At 37.0% G+C, this 19,946-nt stretch carries 14 protein-coding genes and 6 pseudogenes; 6 read left to right on the forward strand and 14 right to left on the reverse strand.

The genetic code is table 11. The features are described 5' to 3' along the window. Window positions 1-16: 16 nt before the first annotated feature. The 4 genes from argS to speE all read right to left on the reverse strand — a co-directional run bounded on the left by argS (window position 17) and on the right by speE (window position 4,173). Window positions 17-1,684, reverse strand: coding sequence for an arginine--tRNA ligase (gene argS, locus LC087_RS12850; RefSeq protein ID WP_226541209.1), 1,668 nt, complete (start codon window positions 1,682-1,684; stop codon window positions 17-19). After that, a complete protein-coding gene (locus LC087_RS12855; protein ID WP_226541210.1) occupies window positions 1,685-2,104 on the reverse strand; it encodes a YwiB family protein in 420 nt (139 codons plus the stop codon). 339 nt (window positions 2,105-2,443) lie between these two features. Continuing rightward, window positions 2,444-3,328 (reverse strand): agmatinase, encoded by an 885-nt coding sequence (speB, locus tag LC087_RS12860; protein ID WP_226541211.1) that lies wholly within the window; start codon window positions 3,326-3,328, stop codon window positions 2,444-2,446. Window positions 3,329-3,342: 14 nt separating this feature from the next. Then, window positions 3,343-4,173, reverse strand: a complete 831-nt coding sequence (speE, locus tag LC087_RS12865; RefSeq protein WP_226541311.1) for a spermidine synthase — start codon at window positions 4,171-4,173, stop codon at window positions 3,343-3,345. A 223-nt stretch (window positions 4,174-4,396) separates the two neighbouring features. On the opposite strand from speE, the gene LC087_RS12870 reads away from it, so the two are divergent. After that, complete coding sequence (locus tag LC087_RS12870) at window positions 4,397-6,460, forward strand: transglycosylase domain-containing protein (protein WP_226541212.1); 2,064 nt, start codon at window positions 4,397-4,399, stop codon at window positions 6,458-6,460. A gap of 168 nt (window positions 6,461-6,628) precedes the next feature. Here LC087_RS12870 and LC087_RS12875 read toward each other — a convergent pair. The 6 genes and pseudogenes from LC087_RS12875 to LC087_RS12900 form a co-directional block, all read right to left on the reverse strand. Then, window positions 6,629-7,139: pseudogene (locus LC087_RS12875) on the reverse strand (YwhD family protein). Window positions 7,140-7,227: 88 nt separating this feature from the next. After that, window positions 7,228-7,868 (reverse strand): annotated as a pseudogene (locus LC087_RS12880) (site-2 protease family protein). A gap of 138 nt (window positions 7,869-8,006) precedes the next feature. After that, window positions 8,007-8,222 carry a hypothetical protein gene (locus LC087_RS12885; RefSeq protein WP_226541215.1) on the reverse strand — a complete coding sequence of 72 codons (216 nt, stop codon included), beginning with the start codon at window positions 8,220-8,222 and terminating at the stop codon, window positions 8,007-8,009. A gap of 133 nt (window positions 8,223-8,355) precedes the next feature. Beyond that, window positions 8,356-8,859: a YwgA family protein gene (locus LC087_RS12890; RefSeq protein ID WP_226541313.1), complete on the reverse strand. Its 504-nt coding sequence runs from the start codon at window positions 8,857-8,859 to the stop codon at window positions 8,356-8,358. 40 nt (window positions 8,860-8,899) lie between these two features. Next, window positions 8,900-10,204: an HD domain-containing protein gene (locus LC087_RS12895; protein ID WP_226541216.1), complete on the reverse strand. Its 1,305-nt coding sequence runs from the start codon at window positions 10,202-10,204 to the stop codon at window positions 8,900-8,902. Window positions 10,205-10,375: 171 nt separating this feature from the next. Further along, window positions 10,376-10,597, reverse strand: coding sequence for a YuzB family protein (locus LC087_RS12900; RefSeq protein WP_226541218.1), 222 nt, complete (start codon window positions 10,595-10,597; stop codon window positions 10,376-10,378). A gap of 668 nt (window positions 10,598-11,265) precedes the next feature. Between LC087_RS12900 and LC087_RS12905 the strand changes: the two are divergent. Next, window positions 11,266-12,004: pseudogene (locus LC087_RS12905) on the forward strand (RsfA family transcriptional regulator). A gap of 65 nt (window positions 12,005-12,069) precedes the next feature. On the opposite strand, the gene LC087_RS12910 reads toward LC087_RS12905, so the two are convergent. Together LC087_RS12910 and pta are read right to left on the reverse strand one after the other, a co-directional pair. Beyond that, a complete protein-coding gene (locus LC087_RS12910) occupies window positions 12,070-12,894 on the reverse strand; it encodes an octanoyl-[GcvH]:protein N-octanoyltransferase (protein WP_226541221.1) in 825 nt (274 codons plus the stop codon). Between the two features lie 216 nt (window positions 12,895-13,110). Beyond that, window positions 13,111-14,083 (reverse strand): annotated as a pseudogene (gene pta, locus LC087_RS12915) (phosphate acetyltransferase). 259 nt (window positions 14,084-14,342) lie between these two features. Here pta and hemQ point away from each other — a divergent pair. The 4 genes from hemQ (at window position 14,343) to gerQ (ending at window position 17,127) form a co-directional block, all read left to right on the forward strand. Beyond that, a complete protein-coding gene (gene hemQ, locus LC087_RS12920; RefSeq protein ID WP_226541223.1) occupies window positions 14,343-15,104 on the forward strand; it encodes a hydrogen peroxide-dependent heme synthase in 762 nt (253 codons plus the stop codon). 295 nt (window positions 15,105-15,399) lie between these two features. Further along, window positions 15,400-16,089: a DUF4386 domain-containing protein gene (locus LC087_RS12925; RefSeq protein ID WP_226541224.1), complete on the forward strand. Its 690-nt coding sequence runs from the start codon at window positions 15,400-15,402 to the stop codon at window positions 16,087-16,089. A 142-nt stretch (window positions 16,090-16,231) separates the two neighbouring features. Continuing rightward, window positions 16,232-16,654 (forward strand): cell wall hydrolase, encoded by a 423-nt coding sequence (locus tag LC087_RS12930; protein WP_226541225.1) that lies wholly within the window; start codon window positions 16,232-16,234, stop codon window positions 16,652-16,654. Window positions 16,655-16,707: 53 nt separating this feature from the next. Next, window positions 16,708-17,127 (forward strand): spore coat protein GerQ, encoded by a 420-nt coding sequence (gene gerQ / locus LC087_RS12935; protein WP_226541226.1) that lies wholly within the window; start codon window positions 16,708-16,710, stop codon window positions 17,125-17,127. Between the two features lie 686 nt (window positions 17,128-17,813). Here gerQ and LC087_RS12940 read toward each other — a convergent pair. Further along, a pseudogene (locus LC087_RS12940) lies at window positions 17,814-19,461 on the reverse strand (b(o/a)3-type cytochrome-c oxidase subunit 1). Continuing rightward, window positions 19,462-19,931, reverse strand: a pseudogene (locus LC087_RS12945) (cytochrome c oxidase subunit II). It lies immediately after the preceding pseudogene. Between the last annotated feature and the right edge of the window lie 15 nt (window positions 19,932-19,946).

Below are 19,946 nucleotides of genomic sequence, written 5' to 3' on the forward strand. Positions count from 1 at the left end.
AGAGAGTTCATTCATCTTACATTTTTTCTGGTGCCGAAACGCCAATCAATTTAAGAGCGTTCTTCAATGTAATTTGAGTCGCCTTCATCAAAGCTAAGCGGGCTTTTGATTTTTCTTGATTGTCTATGTCTATGACCTTTTCAGCATTGTAAAAGCTATGAAGAGCAGAAGAAAGTTCATATATATAGTTCGTGATTCGGTGTGGAATTCGCTTCTCTGCTGCCTCTGCAATGGCAGAAGGAAACCCTCCTAATAGCTTAAGAAGCTCGATTTCTTTTTCAGAAATTAATTCCTCCAAAGAACTATTGTCCTCAAAAGACCATCCTTGCTCCACTCCTTGACGAAGCATACTACATATACGAGCATGTGCATACTGTGCATAATATACAGGGTTATCATTTGATTTTGATACAGCTAAGTCTAGATCAAAATCGAGATGAGTGTCTCCACTTCTCATGGCAAAGAAGTAACGAACCGCATCAAGGCCGACCTCATCAACGAGTTCCCGCATCGTGACTGCTTTCCCTGTTCGCTTACTCATCTTTACTTTTTCCCCATTACGATAAAGATGAACGAGCTGAATGATCTCCACCTCAAGTGTCTCCTTATCATAACCTAGCGCTTGTATAGCAGCCTTCATTCTTGGAATATACCCATGATGATCCGCGCCCCATACATTAATTAATGTATCAAATCCTCGATCTAACTTATCTTTATGATAAGCGATATCAGGTGTTAAATACGTATATGTTCCATCCTTCTTAATTAAAACACGGTCCTTATCATCACCGAATGTCGTTGAGCGGAACCAAGTCGCTCCTTCCTCTTCATACAAATGACCATTCTCTCTAAGGATTGTAAGTGCCTCGTCAATTTTCCCACTTTTATATAGAGACGTTTCTGGGTACCAAACATCAAAGTGGACACGGAATTCTTCCAAGTCTATTTTTAGTTTTTCTAATTCATATTGGAGACCATACTCACGAAAAAAGCTTAAACGATCTTCTTTTGCTTCAACAAATTTATCCCCATATTCATCTGCCAAACATTGACCAATTTCAATAATGTCTTTCCCGTGGTAACCATCTTCAGGCATAGGGAAGTCTTGGCCAAGCGCTTGCATATAACGGGCTTCAACAGAATACATTAAATTATTGATTTGATTGCCCGCGTCATTAATATAATACTCTCTAGAAACATCATACCCTGCCTTTTCAAGAATATTACAGAGCGCATCCCCTAATGAGGCGCCTCTTGCGTGTCCTAAATGCAGGTCTCCAGTTGGGTTTGCCGACACAAACTCATTTTGAATTTTATGTCCTTGTCCAACATTAACGGAACCGTAATCACTACCACTCTGAATTATTGTAGAGACAAGGTCCGTTAAATATCGATTGTCCAAATAAAAGTTAATAAATCCGGGTCCGGCAATTTCTACTTTTTCAATCGATGCCGTGCTCGTATCCAAATGGGCAACAATGTCTTCCGCTATTTTTCTTGGGGGTTTTTTCGCGATTCTTGCTAATTGCATAGCCATATTCGTTGAATAGTCTCCATGAGCTTTTTCTTTTGGAAGCTCCAACATGACGTCTGGTATTTGGTCTTCAGTCGCAAGGCTAGCGGATAAAACGGCTTTTTTAATTTCTGCCTTCAGCTGTTCCTTCTTTTCTTCCACAATATTCATTCAGTTCTCCTCCTTGTACGTAACGGATAATGTATGTAAATGATTTTGCCCTTCATCCATATCCAATTCATATTGAATATAAATGGCTCCCTTTTGATTGTCTGATTCTACTTTAAGAGACTTAGTGTAAGCATCTAACCTTAAATTCCCATATTTTGTCTTATACAGAGTTGAAGAGCTCTCTCCTTCTTGAAATCGTTGCTTCATACTAACAGCACCCGACCTCATAATTAACGCTTTTTCTTCAGAAGCTTTAATTGTTGTCTGAATGACCTCATCATCCTGCACTTCATCGTATACTAAAAAAATATGGTCATTTTTTTTATAAAATACACCCGTTGTATGAAATTCAATGGTATCTTCGTCATGTCCATTATTTATCTTGTTTTTTATATGTAATTTAATTTGTGTCTTATTCAAAGTAGACACTCCCTTAATTTATATCAATAATTTCGATAACCTTTTAATTATAAAGGAACAGAAGGACTCAATTCAAGTATGTAAAGAAAAGCGGAAGCGACCGTTTAGCGACGAAGGTGAAAAAGGAACGTCAACTAAGAACAGTCACGTCCTGTGACTAACGTTGACGCTAGCACATCGTGTGCGTCGGAGTCGCTGGGCGCTGGAGCTAGACAATAAGAAAAGCGGAAGCGACCGTTTAGTGACGAAGGCATGAGGAACGGGAGCAAATCTTGGTGCTAGATCACCTTTGAAATTGAATTAGAAAAACACGGTTAATAAAACCGTGCTTCCCTTGATCTATTTCGGTTGTTTTTTTACCCATCCCAATAGCATTTCACGAACAAACTTACTTGCAGCAATTTGAGTTTGTTCAGAGTGATCATAAGCAGGAGCAACTTCAACTAAATCGCAGCCGATAATCTGAACCTCTGAGTTTGAAATAGCGGTAATTGCCTCCAGTAATTCCTTCGAAGTAATGCCACCCGCTTCAGCGGTTCCTGTACCAGGTGCATGAGCTGGATCTAGAACATCGATATCAATTGTTATATAGACCTTTCTTCCAGCAAGCTCTGGTAACACTTTCTTTAAGGGCTCTGCTACGTCAAATTTAGACATGTGCATACCTGATTTCTTAGCAAATTCAAACTCTTCCTGTGTACCCGAACGAATGCCAAAAGAATAAACGTTTTCCGCCCCTAATAAATCGCACGCTTTACGAATCGGAGTTGAATGTGACAAAGGCTCCCCTTCATAATCCTCTCTTAAATCAGCATGGGCATCAATATGGATAACGGCCATATCGGGATATTTTTCAACCATTGCTTTAAAAATCGGTAACGATACAAGATGTTCCCCGCCAAGACCTATCGGAAATTTTCCTTTTTCTAATAGACTTGTAACGTATTCTTTAATCATGTCCAAGCTTCTTTGTGGATTGCCAAAAGGTAAAGGAATATCTCCAGCATCAAAATATTTGACCTCTTCTAAATGGCGGTCAATGTAAGGACTATACTCTTCTAAACCGAGGGATACCTCACGTATACGAGCAGGCCCAAATCTTGATCCAGGCCTAAAAGAAACCGTCCAATCCATCGGCATGCCATAAATGACAGCCTCACTTTCTTCAAAGTTAGGGTGACTTTTAATAAATACATTCCCTGAATATGCTTCATCGAATTTCATGTTCTTTCCTCTCCCTACTCCACTAAATCTTGAACAAATTTAGGTAAAACAAAAGATGCTTTATGAAGATCCTTTGTATAGTACTTTGTGTCTAACTCATGGAAACGTTCTTCTTTTACTTCAAGTGGATCATATTTTTTCGACCCAATTGTGAACGTCCATAGGCCACTTGGATAAGTTGGGATATTTGCCATATATAATCTTGTGATTGGGAATATCTCTTTCACATCTTTTTGAACGTTCTTAATGAGCTCAGGGGTAAACCATGGGTTGTCCGTTTGAGCTACAAAAATACCATCGTCTTTCAACGCTTTTGAAATTCCTGCATAGAAGCCTTTTGTAAATAAGTTCACGGCTGGACCGACAGGCTCTGTTGAATCGACCATAATTACATCATATTCGCCTTCACTTTCAGCAATGTGCATAAAGCCATCACCTACTTTTACCTCAACGCGAGGGTCATCAAGTTGTCCTGCAATCTCAGGTAAGTATTTTTTTGAATACTCAATGACCTTTCCATCAATTTCAACTAACGTCGCTTTTTTGACACTTTTATGCTTTAGCACTTCACGTATAACGCCACCATCTCCGCCACCTACTACTAATACATTTTCTGGACGAGGATGGGTAAATAGCGGAACATGAGCAACCATTTCATGATAGACAAACTCATCTTTTTGAGAAGTCATCACCATTCCATCAAGGAACAGCATATTCCCAAACTCTTCTGTTTCAGCCATTTCAAGTTTTTGAAATTCTGTTTGCTCTGTATGTAAAGTTTCTTTAATTTTCATTGTAATGCCGAAATTTTTCGTTTGCTTTTCTGTATACCAAAGTCCTGACATTTCAATCTTCCCTTCTTCTAACAATAATAAATCCTCTAGGGTTTCTAATCGACCTTATTGTACCCTCGCTCTAGCCTACCATACTAGCCTCAGAAAAAGTATAGAGTAATCTAGCAAAAAATCAAGATTTAATAGGAATAATAGGTTTAAAAAATTTTAGCAAGTACCATACTTAAATAATAAAACTAAAAGCATTTCCCCTTAATATGAAGGAGCGAATTTTATGGAGGTCATAACAACAAAAAGATTTAAAAAAACCGTAAAACTATTACGTGCTTTTTTATTTTTAAGCGCAATCGCAACGACCTTCTTTTTATGCCTTTTGTTGGTAGTAATTATCATTGCCAAAATTCAAGGTCCTCCTTCTCTTTTCGTTCCTCAATCAACCATAATATATGCTGAGGATGAACAAAAAATTGGAGAGACTACTAATCAAAAACGATATTGGGTTCCATTAGACCAAATATCAACAGACGTAATTAATGCAACGATTGCAACGGAAGATCGAAAGTTTTATCAGCATCATGGTTTTGACATTATACGAATGGGTGGAGCAGTTATTGCCGACCTTAAAGCAATGGCGAAGGTACAAGGAGCAAGTACCATTACGCAACAATACGCTAGAAATTTATTTCTATCAAATGAAAAGACATGGGTCAGGAAGGTAAAGGAAGCCTTTTACACCGTTCGATTAGAATTGAATTATGAAAAAGACGAAATATTAGAAGGGTATTTAAACACCATTTATTATGGGCATGGACTATACGGAATAGAAGCGGCTTCTTTATACTACTTTAATAAACATGCACATGAATTAACCGTAGCGGAGAGCGCTCTATTAGCTGGGATTCCAAAAGGTCCTAGTTATTATTCACCTGAGACGAACTTTGAGAAAGCAAAAAATAGACAGGAACGTGTCCTTCAATCAATGTACAACGAAGAATTCATTACTAAAGCTCAGTTTGAGGAAGCTCTAAATGAAAAAATAGTATTAAATGGAAAAACAAAGCAATCTAATGAAATGGTTGCCCCCTACTTTCAAGTTCAAGCCATTAAACAAGCAGCTGACATTTTAAATGTAGATCGTGAAAAAATAGATTCACTAGGTTTGAAGATTTATACTTCTTTGAATTTAGAGAGACAGCAAATAGCTGAGAAGTACATGAAACAAATTTTTGCTGATGAATCAACGATACAGCTTGGATTTTTAGCAATGGATCCTTTAACAGGGAAAGTTGAAGCCATGATAGGGGGTAGAGATTATGAAGAAAGTCAATTTAATCGAGCCATTCAAGCAAAAAGACAGCCTGGTTCAACCATCAAGCCATTTTTATATTATGGAGGGATTAAAGAAGGGGTGACTCCTGTTACGCCATTAAGAAGTGAACCTACTGTCTTCACTTATGATGACGGAAGGAAAAAATACCAACCTAGTAACTACCATGATTACTATGCATACGATGATATTGATCTCATGCATGCTATTGCGTTATCAGATAATATTTATGCTGTCAAAATGCATATGTTTTTAGGGATGGATACCTTAACAAATAGCGTGAAGGAGTTCGGGGTTCAAAGCCCAATTAAAGAAGTACCTTCTGCTGCATTAGGAACCTCTCCCGTCACCTTAATTGAAATGGTGAATGGATATGGTCATTTTGCTAATGGTGGAAAAGAGATCGAACCTGTTTTCGTAACAAAGATCGAGGACACTAATGGGCAGTTATTGTATGAGTTCAATCCAATAACCAATCAAAAATTAGATCCTAAAACCACTTTTGTCACAACTCATCTAATGACGGGTATGTTCGATTCTCAATTAAACGATTACACGAAAGTAACTGGTAGTGGAATTGCTGACCTTTTAACGCATCAGTATGCTGGAAAATCTGGCTCTACACAAACAGATAGTTGGATGATTGGTTTTTCCCAAAACCTAGTCGCTGGTGTTTGGACTGGATATGATGATCCTAAAGAAATTGAGTCTTCGGAAGAAACTCAATATGCGAAAAAGATGTGGGCTTATTTTATGGAAGAAGCGTTAAAGGAAGATCCACCTAAAGAAGCGCCAATTCCAGATGGTGTCGTCGGGGTTATGGTCAATGTTGAAAATGGCCTTTTAGCGACTGAGGCATGCCCTGTCTCCCGACTTACCTACTTTATAGAGGGGACGGAACCAGAGAATTATTGTAAGGAGCATCTATTCGATCAGCTTCCTACGGAAACCCAGCAGCTCAATGAAAACAAAGAAAGATCTTGGCTAGATCTTATTCCATTCTGGCCTTAAGGAAAGCGCAATCGCCCGTTTAACGTCAACAAGTGATCTGAAATGAAAAAGGCCCAATCTCCTAAAAGGAAATTGAGCCTTTTTCGTGTCCTAGTTTTATAAACTATACTCAGTTTACTAAATAACCTATGTAATTCACAATCACATAACACATTGTTCACAAGATTGTCACAATAAACGATCCTTTAATTCCTTTAAAGAACGGCCCCACATTCCCTCATCGTGATTTTTTAAAAACTGTGCCAACACTTTTTTAGAAGACTCATCCATATGATCAACGATAATTTTTCTCTTCATTGATTTATCCATATAATTAACATGCTCAGGTAAATTCTTATATCCTCGTCTAATTTCTCGATCTACGGTTAACTCACAAGCAGTCACACCAGCATAATAAGGCCCTTCTTCTTGTCGATCAATCGTCACCCACACTAGCCAGAAGGGTTTTCCATTTGGCACCTCTTCTTTATTTGGTAAAAAATTTTATCCCTTTTTCAACACTGCTTCGTGCATGCATCGCTCCAATATCTACAAATGCCTCTTTTGCTTCAACATCAATAAAAACAGGCGATATATTTTCTAAACTTAGCGCCCCAATACCATACCCACCATGACCGTCTGTCGGGTCATTTTTTATGATATTAAAACCAATGTTTTTCTTTTTTTTCTCTTCAGCCATTCTCACTACCTCCAATTCTTTGTTCTTGATTCTCCAGCAAGTAACCCTCTACTTAAGATAATAGAGGTTGTTCTAACATAAGGCAACGTCAACCAAATAACTGGAATAAACTATAGACAAAATCTTGACCATTCCGCATGATCGGATAAATCGTATAATTACCTAATGGAGTAAACACCAAAATTAAAAAAACAAGTGCTCCGTATTGCTCAAACCGAGTCATTTTTGCTCTTATTTCTCGGGAAACAATATCTTCAACAATTCGATAACCATCTAAAGGTGGTAACGGCAACAAGTTTAAAAACAAAAAGTAACACATTTAACGAAAGCAGCCACATTTAAAAACGTCCAAACAATTTCTGAGAAAGGTTGAGGGATGTTTCCAATTAAAGATGGATTTAGTAACAGGTAAGCAATAAAAGCAATCAATAGATTCACTAAAGGTCCTGCAACAGAAACAAGTATACTAGCTACTCTAGGGTTTTTAAAATAAAAACGATTAACTGGAACAGGTTTTGCCCAACCAAAGCCAGCGATAAAAATTAAAATGGTTCCAATCGGATCAAGATGCTTCAAAGGTGAGAGAGTTAGTCTCCCTTGATTTTTAGCGGTAGGGTCACCAAATTGAGATGCCACCCACGCATGAGAAAATTCGTGTAGGGTAAAAGCAATTACAAGGGCTACAGCTACGTAAGGGAGCCTCTCTAAATCATAAGCTAAAAAGTCCATTATTATTATCTCCTCTAAACAATATTTATTAAAACTATCCTTCGCGGACTTTGCTGTTCGATTCCAGTCTACTTAAAGCCAATATAGATGTCTAGACTTAAATAAGCACCCTTCAAGGGTGCTTATTTGTATAAAATATTAAATCTCTTGTAAACTAATGTCGGAAACGCAGATCATTTTGAATCTCGTTACTTTATCTTCTTTAATAAAGTGAGTTTCACCTTGATCTTCGATTTCGATCCAACCGTTCTCACTATTTTTTAAGTTTTCAACGGTTTCTGATGATTCACTATCAATCAAATAGTTATGCTCGTCTCCGTTCGTCATTTCAAACGTAACTTTATAACGATCCAATTGTAAAACACCTCCTAGAATTACACCTTCAACATAAACAATAAAATTCCTTCAAAAAATATATTTTCATTTCTAATATACTCTTTAAGCACGTCAAGTATTAGTGAAATCCCTGAGGAGTTATGAACCAATTCTATACAAACTTTTCTTTCAGCTGTTCGATATATTGGAAAGCATGTTCAAACTCTTCTTCTGTAAATCGCAGCTTACTTTTCACTGTTTTTACTTTCTCTACGATTTCTTCTGTCGGTAAATAGTCAAAGTATAAAATGGTTGAGACTAACTCTAAAAAGCGAGAGGATTGTTTATTTAAATCCCCCATAGCAGAGCTGATTTCTGGAAGGTTTACTTCATGTTGTTTCAAAAATTCTTCTCCCGCTCCCGTTAGCTCATAAAGATATTGAAAATAACCACCCTTTTTTTCCTTCGTTTCATGAACAAACCCTAAATTACACAACTCCTCGACTTGAAGTGTTAGTTCTTCAGAATAAGGACCGTAAAAATGAAAGTCAAACTTTTCGTTAAAGGGTATATGAAATTTCTTTGCAATAAAAATCATTTTTTGAAGCTTCTTTCGTCCAACAATTTGTTGACAATCATTAAATACCTTCATTAATTTGGCGTGCTGATCAAACAATCCCTTCATCCCCTCTTTATCCTCTTCTCTTTTCTGACCATTACTTATATCGTAAAATACTTAAAATCTTTTTTTTGATTGACGGATTTGTCGAAAAGTCTTTTAAAAAGTCATAAGGAAAATACAATTTATGATCCGTACGTCTTTTTCCAGATATGGCATCGACGATATCCGATTCTCTCGACAATTCTTTTAATTTGCCATTTGGCATCGCTAAATGAATAGGTACTCTCTCTCCTTCTTCACCTGGTCGATAAAAATCATACGGTAAATCAGAAGAAGAATCTAAAATTAAATAATAATCTGGATCAATCCCAGCTTCTAAAAATAACCCTCTTAACTCAACTAGCTTCGTTAGCTGTTCATTATTTGGAATATATTCTATATATTTAAATAACCTTCTATTGACAAATCGGTTACATAAATCTTTTAATATAGGATCTTCTTCTTGTTGCCATGATTGAAGATAAAATAAAATAACAGATTCATCTAACTTTAAATAATCTTCTAAGGTGACATCCTCCACAAAGATGGAATGAAAATGGGTGGGTGGATATTGGAATTTGTAGTGGTCTTGGTATAATTGCTTCGCTCTATGAAGAATTTTAGTTAATATCACTTCTGCACTTCTTGTTACTGGATGAAAGTAAACTTGCCAATACATTTGATACCTGCTCATGATGTAATCTTCCACAGCATGCATCCCACTTCTTTTGATGACTACTTGATCTTCCCTAGGCCTCATCACTCTTAATATACGCTCCATATCAAAGTGACCATAGCTGACACCCGTGTAGTAAGCATCTCGTTGAAGGTAATCCATACGGTCAGCATCGATTTGACTTGAAATTAAACTGACCACTTGCTTATCTTTATACGTTTTGGCAATGACTTCTGCCACTTTTTGAGGGAAAACGGGATCCACTCGTTTTAATACTTGATGGACTTCGGTATCTCCGAGCAAAATCGCTTGTGTAAAAGCTTCATGATCAAAGTGGAAAACTTTTTCAAATGAGTGAGAAAAAGGGCCATGCCCTAAATCATGCAACAATGCAGCACATAACGAAAGAAGTCTTTCATTCTCTTTCCATTCTGGACGTCCAATAAACACGTTATCTACAATTCTTCGAACAATTTCATAAACCCCCAGCGAATGATTGAAGCGGCTATGTTCAGCTCCATGAAACGTTAAGAAAGTCGTCCCCAGCTGGCGAATTCTTCTTAAGCGTTGAAACTCTTTCGTCCCTATTAAATCCCATATAACGCGGTCCTTAACATGGATATATCGATGTACTGGGTCTTTAAAGACTTTTTCTTCATCAAGTTTCTCTTCAGAATATGACACCTTTTTATCCCTCTTCCATGTGTACTCAGTTTTCATTATATACCATTTTTATTTTATATTTTTAAAATGAATAAAAATAATAAAATCACCCATGTGTTATGTTTCATACATAGGCGATTTTTTTGAATGTATAGATGATTAAGCTTCACTTTATTCCTAAAAGTTATGGTTTCACTTTAATTTTTTGCATATCTTTTCAATTAATTCATCCTCTGTTGGAGCTGCTACGGGACGGTTGTTGACAAAAGCAAAAGATTTTTTTCGACCTGGTCCACAGTATGATTGACAACCAATTTCAATCGCTGCATTTGGATCTACTGTTTTCAACTTAGGAAGTAAAGTTTTCAAGTTTGTTGCTTGGCAATCATCACAAACACGGAATTCATTGCCCATGTTTAACAACCCTTTCATCTCATGTTGACACTAACAGGTATTTTACCTGTTCTGATTAGCTATATCAAGTGTCAAAATCCTCCCTGCTCAGACATTTAAGTTCAATAAGGTCTGACAAAAAACAAAATAGAAACTGATACATTATGATCTTTTTAGAAAAATCTACTATCCTTGTATAAAAAAATAAGAGATGGACAAAATGCTAGTAGAGGTTGTTCAAAAAGTCATAAAAAATTGCTGTCGAATAACTTTGTTGGTTTGCTTTTCCGACACTCCGACGCCAGGATTGGCTAGCACGGGCGTTGTCCCTAGGATGGCGATGCACACGATGTGCTAGCGTCAACGTTGGTCACAGGACGTGACCGATATTAGTTGACGTTCCTCCTTTAGCCCGTGAACCATACTGTACGTACACTGCGAGTGCTTCGATGCCCAGGACGGGCTAGCGCAGGAGTTGTCACAGGACGTGACTGAACTTAGCCTGCGTTCCTTTAAGCAGTCGACTCGTTCTTCAGCGTCCTTTTTCCCCTACTTTTTGAACACGCACTAGTAGTGAATCTTTAAGGAAACGCTTGTTCAAGAGTGAGTCCTCAACCGTTTATAGTGGACAAAGTCATCTAACCACTTTTTGAACAGCACTAAAATGATTGTTAGGGAGTTGAGAATAAGTGAAACAAAGACAAGATGCATGGTCCGAAGAAGATGATTTGTTATTAGCAGAAACCGTCTTAAGACATGTAAGAGAAGGAAGTACACAGCTGAATGCTTTTGAGGAAGTTGGTGACAAATTAAACCGCACCTCTGCAGCCTGTGGTTTCAGATGGAATGCAGAAGTACGACACAATTATGAAAAGGCTCTTCAATTAGCGAAAAAGCAACGAAAACAAAGAATGCGTAGCTTAGGGAATGGAAAACCAGCCAAAAAGCAATTACTTTATACACCACCAGAAATGGAGTCATCAGTTACTAGTAGCCAGGAAGAAAGATCCCAACCAGAACCTTCAACGTATACGACAGACTTGCATAGCTTCGAAAAAGCGTTACAAGAATCACAAAAGCCTACGGTTCAACCTAGCGTGCCGTTGGCAAGTAATGATGAGCTAACAATGGAAAGAGTCATTTCTTTCTTACAATCTTTCAATGATAAAAAAGTATCAACTTTACAAAATGAAAATAGTCGTTTGAAGCTTGAGAATCAAGAATTAGTACAGAAAACAAAAGAACAAGAAAAGACAATTGCTTCTTTAAAAGAAGACACTGTTGCCGTTCAAGAAGATTACGAAATGCTTATGAAGATTATGAATAGAGCGAGAAAACTAGCTTTATTTGAAGAAGAAGAGGAACGAGCGAGCAGCCACAAAATTCAAGATGGATAGAAACGGAAACTTAGAGCAAGTAGCGGAATAACCTGAAAAAGACTGGAGTCATAACCCAGTCTTTTTTATTGTGGTTTTTATTAACATCTAATACAATTAATAGAATACTTTGTCATTCCGTTTATTCATTCGATCTACATTTTTTTCATATAGCGATAGTTCTTCCGGATTAAACGATTCTGGAACGATGACAGCTCCTAAGCCTTTTAATGTAACAAGCAATTTATACATAAGATCATTGATTGATAGTGGAACGCCTATTAATTCAGATAAAGATGCCATTGTGCCTGGTACGATATTTGGATACTTAAAGGACGTTGGCTGATTATTAATAGCTAGTTCATAAAAGCGTTTAATATGCTCCGCACGTTCTTTTCCACTACCAGATACACATAAATATATTTGAACAGCAACCCCCCCTCTTAAACGTCTTTGTGAAATCCCAGCAAATTTTTTTGAATGAATGCTTAAGTCATAGCTTCCTGGACAATAAGATCCTTCTACTTCGAAAGCATTTATTTCTATGTCATCATCAGCAAACATTAACTTCATTAGCGCAAACATCGCATCATATCCCCGATTAATGTCCATAGATTCTTCAGGAAAAATCAATGATATATTGAGAATTTCTTTATCTAAAACAACAGCTAAGCCACCTGAGTTTCTAACAATCACATTGTAGCCAGCTTTACGTAAATAGTTAACTCCTTCTGATAAATGAGGAGTACGAGTGTCTTGTATTCCTAAGACTATGGTTTTTTCATGAACCCATGTTCTTACAACTGGGGCATTTGTTCCTTTTCCTACTACTGCACATAATGTATCGTCATATGCAAAAGAATGCTTAGGATCAAAGGTTAAACCTATACTCGAATGATCAATCAATCGCCACTTCGGCTGTTTTAATAGCTCTATGTTCATTCCTACACCTCTTTAGAAAGCAAAGCAAAATGGGGGCTGGAGCTAGACAAAAATAAAAGCACCATCCGAATAAGGACAGATTTTTATACTTTCTTACTCTGTAACAAAGTTTATTGTTAGCCAAGAAAAACTCAGGAATTTTTTACTGAAAACATCCCTGAGCTTAAAACTAAAATTCTACTTTTTGTTTTATATCAATGAAATAAATGATCCCTACTACAATACTTGAGCCGCAGTCAGTAAGGCTAGTTTATATACATCTTCTGAATTACAACCCCTAGATAGATCATTAACTGGAGAATTCAATCCTTGTAATATTGGTCCAATTGCTTCAAAATTCCCAAGTCGTTGAGCAATTTTATAACCAATATTTCCCCGCTTCAAGGCTAGGGAAAACAAAAACATTTGCATCTCCTTGGATGATTGAATTAGGTGCTTTTTTCTGAGCGACTTCAGGTACAAATGCAGCATCAAATTGAAACTCACCGTCAATTTTTAAGTCCGGATTCATATCTGCTGCAATTTTGCTTGCTTCAACCACTTTTTCTGTCTCCGGTGATTGAGCGGAACCTTTTGTTGAAAAACTAAGCATCGCAACTAGTGGGTCAATATCAAACATCTTTGCTGTATGAGCGCTTTCCGTCGCAATTTCAGCTAAATCTTGACTATTTGGCGAGATATTAATCGCACAATCTGCAAAAACATACTTTTCATCATCCCTGACCATGATGAACACACCAGACGTTTTCTTAATTCCCTCTTTTGTTTTAATAATTTGCAATGCCGGTCGAACCGTATCTGCAGTTGAATGGGCTGCACCACTAACTAAACCATCTGCTAAACCTTTGTAAACAAGCATGGTGCCAAAATAATTCTCATCTTTTAATATTTCTCTTGCTTTCTCTTCTGTTACTTTTCCTTTTCTTCTATCAACAAAAGAGTGCACAAGATCTTCGTAGCTTTCATACCTTTCAGGATTGTATATTTTAACTCCTTCAATTGAAACATCTATGTCTTTTGCTTTTTCTTTTATTATTTTTTCGTCTCCAATTAAGATGGGTTCTAGTAATCCTTCTGTTGAAAGGCGGCTTACTGCTTGTAGAATACGTTCATCTAATCCTTCAGGAAAAACAACCCTTAAGTTTTTTCCAGTTATTTTCTTTTTTAATGTAGCAAATAAATCAGCCACATCTTCACCCTCCTTCAGCTTCTACATAATAAATATGTTCGTCTACATTATCGTCCACATATAGCATACTTCACTTACTTTAAAATTAAAATAAAGACGTACAAATAATAACGCTTACAAATAATATTCTTTTAATTCGAAATTTTTATGCTTTATAATGTTGAACTATGTTATAAAGACCCTACTAAAGGAATATAGAGGGTAACTATGGTATAGTTAGAATTGTAAATAAACATTTTGTCCAACAGAGGTGATAATAATGAGTGAAACAAAACATTCAAATGAAGCCGCACAGACGTTAGATGGCTGGTACTCTTTTCATGATTTCCGCGCAATAAACTGGACAGCATGGAAAAGTTTAACGAGCGATGAAAGAGAAGCAGCGATCAATGAATTTTTAGGTTTATTAGAAAAATGGAATATCGCTGAACAAGAGGAACGTGGTAGTCAAGCTTTATATTCCATTGTTGGCCAAAAAGCCGATTTTATGCTAATGATATTAAGACCAACGCTTGAAGAAATTAATGAAATTGAAATGGCCTTTAATAAATCAAAACTAGCTGAGTACACGATTCCTACATATTCTTATGTATCTGTAGTTGAATTAAGCAATTATTTACCTGGGGATGAGAACCCTTACGAGAACCCACATGTTCGAGCGAGACTATATCCTTCATTACCAAAAGCCAATCATGTATGTTTTTATCCAATGGATAAAAGAAGACAAGGAAATGATAATTGGTACATGCTCCCAATGGAAGAGCGTAAAAGTTTAATGAGAAGTCACGGTATGATTGGACGTCAATACGCTGGAAAAGTCAAGCAAGTGATAACAGGTTCTGTAGGTTTTGACGATTATGAATGGGGCGTTACCTTATTTGCAGATGATGTGCTTCAATTCAAAAAGCTTGTTTATGAAATGCGTTTTGATGAAGTTAGCGCACGATATGGCGAATTTGGTTCCTTCTTTGTTGGTAATATATTATCAGAGGAAAAAGTCCATCAATTTTTACATGTATAAAAGGAAGTTTTAAGCCCCACTAAAAGGGGGGCTTTTTTATTTGTATAAGTATTCCATTTTTTGATGGTAGAAAAAAGTGTTTAATTAATTGATATAGATATTAAATAAATTAATATAGATATTGATTTTATTAATTTAAAACAATACAATAACAATAAGGTGAGTGAAAAAACTAAACAAAAACAATTCCAACATAAATCCCATTCCCAAAACAACCCCTACTGTAATAATCATTGTCTTTCCAACATACTCATTCACTTAAACAATCATTTTAATAATGAAAGGATTTGAAATCATGTATTCAAACAAACAGCTTGCGAGAATTGCTGGACTTTTCTACTTAATTCTTATCGTATGTGGGGTGTTTGCAGAATTTTTTGTGAGATCTAAGCTGATTCAAAAGGATAACGCCTCAATAACTGCTGAAAATATCTTGAATTCTGAGACTCTTTTTCGTTTAGGATTCGTCAGTGACCTCATGATGATGACCGCCTTTTTATTCTTGTCTTTCGTGTTGTATATCCTTTTCAAAAAAGTTAATGCAAATGTTTCATTATTTATGGTTCTTTTCGTATTAGCTAGTGTATCTATCCTGTGCATCAATATGTTGAACCAATTTGCTGCGCTAATTATACTCAACGAGCCCACTTACTTTAGTGGATTTTCATCAGAGCAATCCCATAGTATGGTACTATTCTTTCTTGATATGCACTCATATGGTTATAGTATTGCACAAATTTTCTTCGGTCTTTGGTTATTACCACTTGGTTACCTCGTTTACAAATCAAGATTTTTCCCAAGATTTTTAGGTGTTTTATTGGTAGTTGGTTGTTTTAGCCATCTAATTGATTTCTTTTTCTTTTTCCTTTCTCCTAGTATTGCTACTTCTATTTCTTGGATCGTCACTTTACCTGCCGATATTGCAGAATTTTCGTTTGTCTTATGGCTTTTAATTATGGGCGCTAAAAACCAACTAACATCTTAAACTTTCAAAAAAGAGACCTACTACTTCCTATCCCAATCAAAATTTTGCATACAACTCCTTCCTTTGACATACATTTGAATGAAAAGAACTTATTTATTGTTGAATCAACCTTAGAGAAAAAATAGAAAGGTTGGATTAATAAATGGCTGTTATCCAATACAATGATAAACAACTTAAATTATTGGCAAGGCTGATGAGAGCGGAAGCTGAAGGCGATGGACAGCTAGGCATGCTTCTTGTTGGAAATGTTGGTGTCAACAGGGTGAAAGGAGATTGTCTAGATTTCAAAGACATCAATACAATAGAGAGGATGGTTTATCAGTCACCTGGGGGATTTGAAGCCACTACCAAAGGCTATTTTTACCAAGCTGCTAGGGAAAAAGATATCGAATTAGCTAGAAAAGTATTAAAAGGCAACCGCTATGATCCCGCTGAAGTATCTTTATGGTTTTTTAAACCTTCGGGCCCATGTCCCGCTCAATGGTTTAATCAATATAACTCCGGTCGCTTTAAATCCCATTGTTTTTATTCACCTACGTACTCAGATTGTTCAAGTGTTTATTAGTTTAACGACAAAAGTTTAGAAAAACTCACACCTATTTTATAAGGAGGTTCACCATGTCTTTCCCTTATAATCAATACCCTTTCAGAACGACAGGTACACAACAACAAAGTACGTATCCTTATCCACAAACCCCTAGCGGAACTCAAATTCCATATGTTCCAGGTTCTCAAACGCAAACGCAACCTTCCGTTCCAGGAATGCTTCCACTCGAAGAATCTTATATTGAAAATATTTTACGACTCAATCGTGGCAAGCCCGCTACTGTTTATATGACATTTGAAAACAATAATGAATGGAATGCGAAGATTTTCAAGGGGATCATTGAAGCTGCAGGAAGAGACCATATTATTTTAAGTGACTTAGACACAGGGACTCGCTACTTACTGTTAACCATTTACTTAGACTATATTACGTTCGAGGAAGAAATTAATTATACCTATCCGTACTCGTTATCGACTTACACACCGAGATAATAAGAAAAGCGCAAGCGCCCGTTTAGCAACGAAGGGGCTTGAGCACTCCGTATGAGATAAAGGAAACACGAAAAGCCGCAGGCTTCGATGTTGACTTATCATAAGGAGGAGGGCGAAAACTTACGAGTTGCTGGGCGCTGGAGCTAGACAAAAATAAAAGCACCATCCAAATAAGGAAAGATTTTTATACACTCTTACTCTGTAAGAAAGTCGCAAGAGCCCGTCTAGCGACGCAGGTGAAAAGGTACGTCAACTAAGTACAGTCACGACGCACGAACTAACGTTGACGCTAGCACTTCCTGTGCATCGCCGCATGAGATAAAGGAAACACGAAAAGCCCTAAAAGCAGAGGATCTACTAACTACTGCCACGTCCTGTGGCTAACGTAGATCCACCTCCCTCCTAGAGGCGTCTCTGTTGACTTATCGTAGAGAAATGGAACATCATCTAAAGGAGGCGCCCACGTCCTGTGGGCAACGATGATGCTAGCACTTCCTGTGCGTCGAAAGCGCTACCAGTCGCTGGGCGCTGGAGCTAGACAATGATCAAAGCACTCTCTTATTAAGGACAAATTTTATGCTTTCTGATCTTACAAAAACCTACGGACCAAAATCATCCGTAGGTTTTTCCTTTTATTCCGTTCAATTTGACCCCTTATTTCTTTTTATATACCGATCATTTATTTGTTACCAGAGCTTAAACCCTTTTGAACCTGGAGGTGCATACTCAATCATATCGTAGATTGGAATGGTATAGGCAAAGATGATAAGAGCTACCGTAATCACTAACCATATTTTCCAATTTTCAAGGAAGTTAGGTGTGACTTCAGCAGATTCTCTAATCTCACCTACTGGGAATTCTTCATTTCCTTCTGGTGCAACAAACGTTAAATAAAGAACAATATGGATGACGATTAAGATAGCGACAAATAAAATTGCCCCGCCAATAGCCATGGCTGTTTGGTAAGGAATCCAGCCTAAAGCTGTTGAATGGTCTCCATAAGTCGTATAGGCTGTTCTTCTCGGTGCTCCCTGTAACCCTACTGTATGCATCGCACCTGACATGAACAACATTCCTACTACCCATAATACCGTTTGGAAAATACCTAATCGGTTCATATTTTTTGAAAGTGTACGCCCAGTTAAATGCGGAATTAACCAATACGAAATTCCGAAGAACGTTAGTGCAACAGATGTTGCAACCGTTAAATGAAAGTGACCGGTAATAAACAATGTGTTATGAACAACCTGATTCATCTGGTTACTTGCATTAATAATACCGCCTGCTCCTGCAGGTATGAAGATTAACATACCCATGAATGGAGCAAAAAAGCGAACATCTCCCCCAAGGAAGCTTTTTAAACCAACCAAATATTCCTTTTCCTCCTAATTGACGACCTCTTATTTCGAAAGTGGCAAACAATGAAAAAGCTGTCATAAAGGAAGGTACGATAACCATGAACGTTAAAACAATTTGAATGAACTTCCAAACAGGATCAATCCCTGATTCTGTAATTTGATGGTGAAAACCTACTGGTATAGAAAACAATAAAAATAAGACGAAGGCCATTCTTGCTAAGGAATCACTAAAAACCTTCCCACCGATAACCTTTGGTACCACAACATACCAGCACATATAGGCAGGTAATAACCAGAAGTACACTAATGGATGTCCAAAATACCAAAATAGTGTTCTACTTAATAATATATTAATATCTTCTACCCAACCAAAAGACCATGGGATAAATTGAAATAAAACCGTTGCTGCTACCCCTAGAGTCGCAATGAGCCATAGAGCCATTGTGATAACAGCCATAAATGTTAATAGTGGTGAGATTTTTTTCTGATTCGTTTTTCTCCAATAAGAATACTGTCTAAAAATGGCTAAACCACTGAACCAGCTTCCAACCACTAAAAATGTTAAAGCGATATAAAAGTAAGGTGAAGCTTGCAAAGGTGCATAAAAGGTATATAGAACCGTAGCTTTATTTAATACAATCATAACAGTAGCCATGGTTGTACCAATGGTCATTAAAATAAAGCCGATCCAACCAGATCTTCTAGAGAATTTAATTAACTCTCCTGATGTACGACTTACACATGCAAATAAAAAACCAATAATAAAGAATGTTGTGAAGACAAGGCCTAATAACACACCATGTGCCGTAAGTAATTGGTAATACCCTATTCCAGCTGGTAGTTCTAATTGTCCACTTCGAACAAATGTCTGTAATAAACCTGCAAGCGCCCCAATAAATAAGGCAATAAATGCAATTGCTATATGAGATAAAATTAACTTCGAATCTTTAGGACTTACTCTTTCCGTTACGTTCATTTATTCCACCACCTTTATTTGCGCACTCATGACTTGGTGTCCATTTCCGCAATATTCATTACATAAAATTAAGAAATCCCCTGTCTCATCAAAGGTGTGTGTTAATTGATTTATATGTCCCGGTGTAATCATCATATTAACGGTTGTCCCCGCTATTTCAAAACCGTGAACGACATCCTTACTTGTTACGATGAATGTTACTTTTGCTCCTTTAGGAATTTCCACATCACTTGGTAAGAAAGCAAAAGCTTGAGAAACCATCACAAGTTCGTATTCATTTTCACCAACCTTATGTAAACCTGGGTCATTAAATGGAGTAATGTATCGACTTTTTCAGGATCAATCGTTTCATCTTCACTTGGAGGTGTATGTCCTTGCGCAAAAGCACTAATTCCTAATATAAATAGAAATATGACCAATGTTGTAATTCCAAACCCAAGCCAAATCTTTTCATACTTATACATATGCATCTTTTGTCATCCCCT

The organism is Bacillus carboniphilus, from assembly GCF_020524035.2.
GTDB lineage: Bacteria > Bacillota > Bacilli > Bacillales > JAIVKR01 > Bacillus_CC.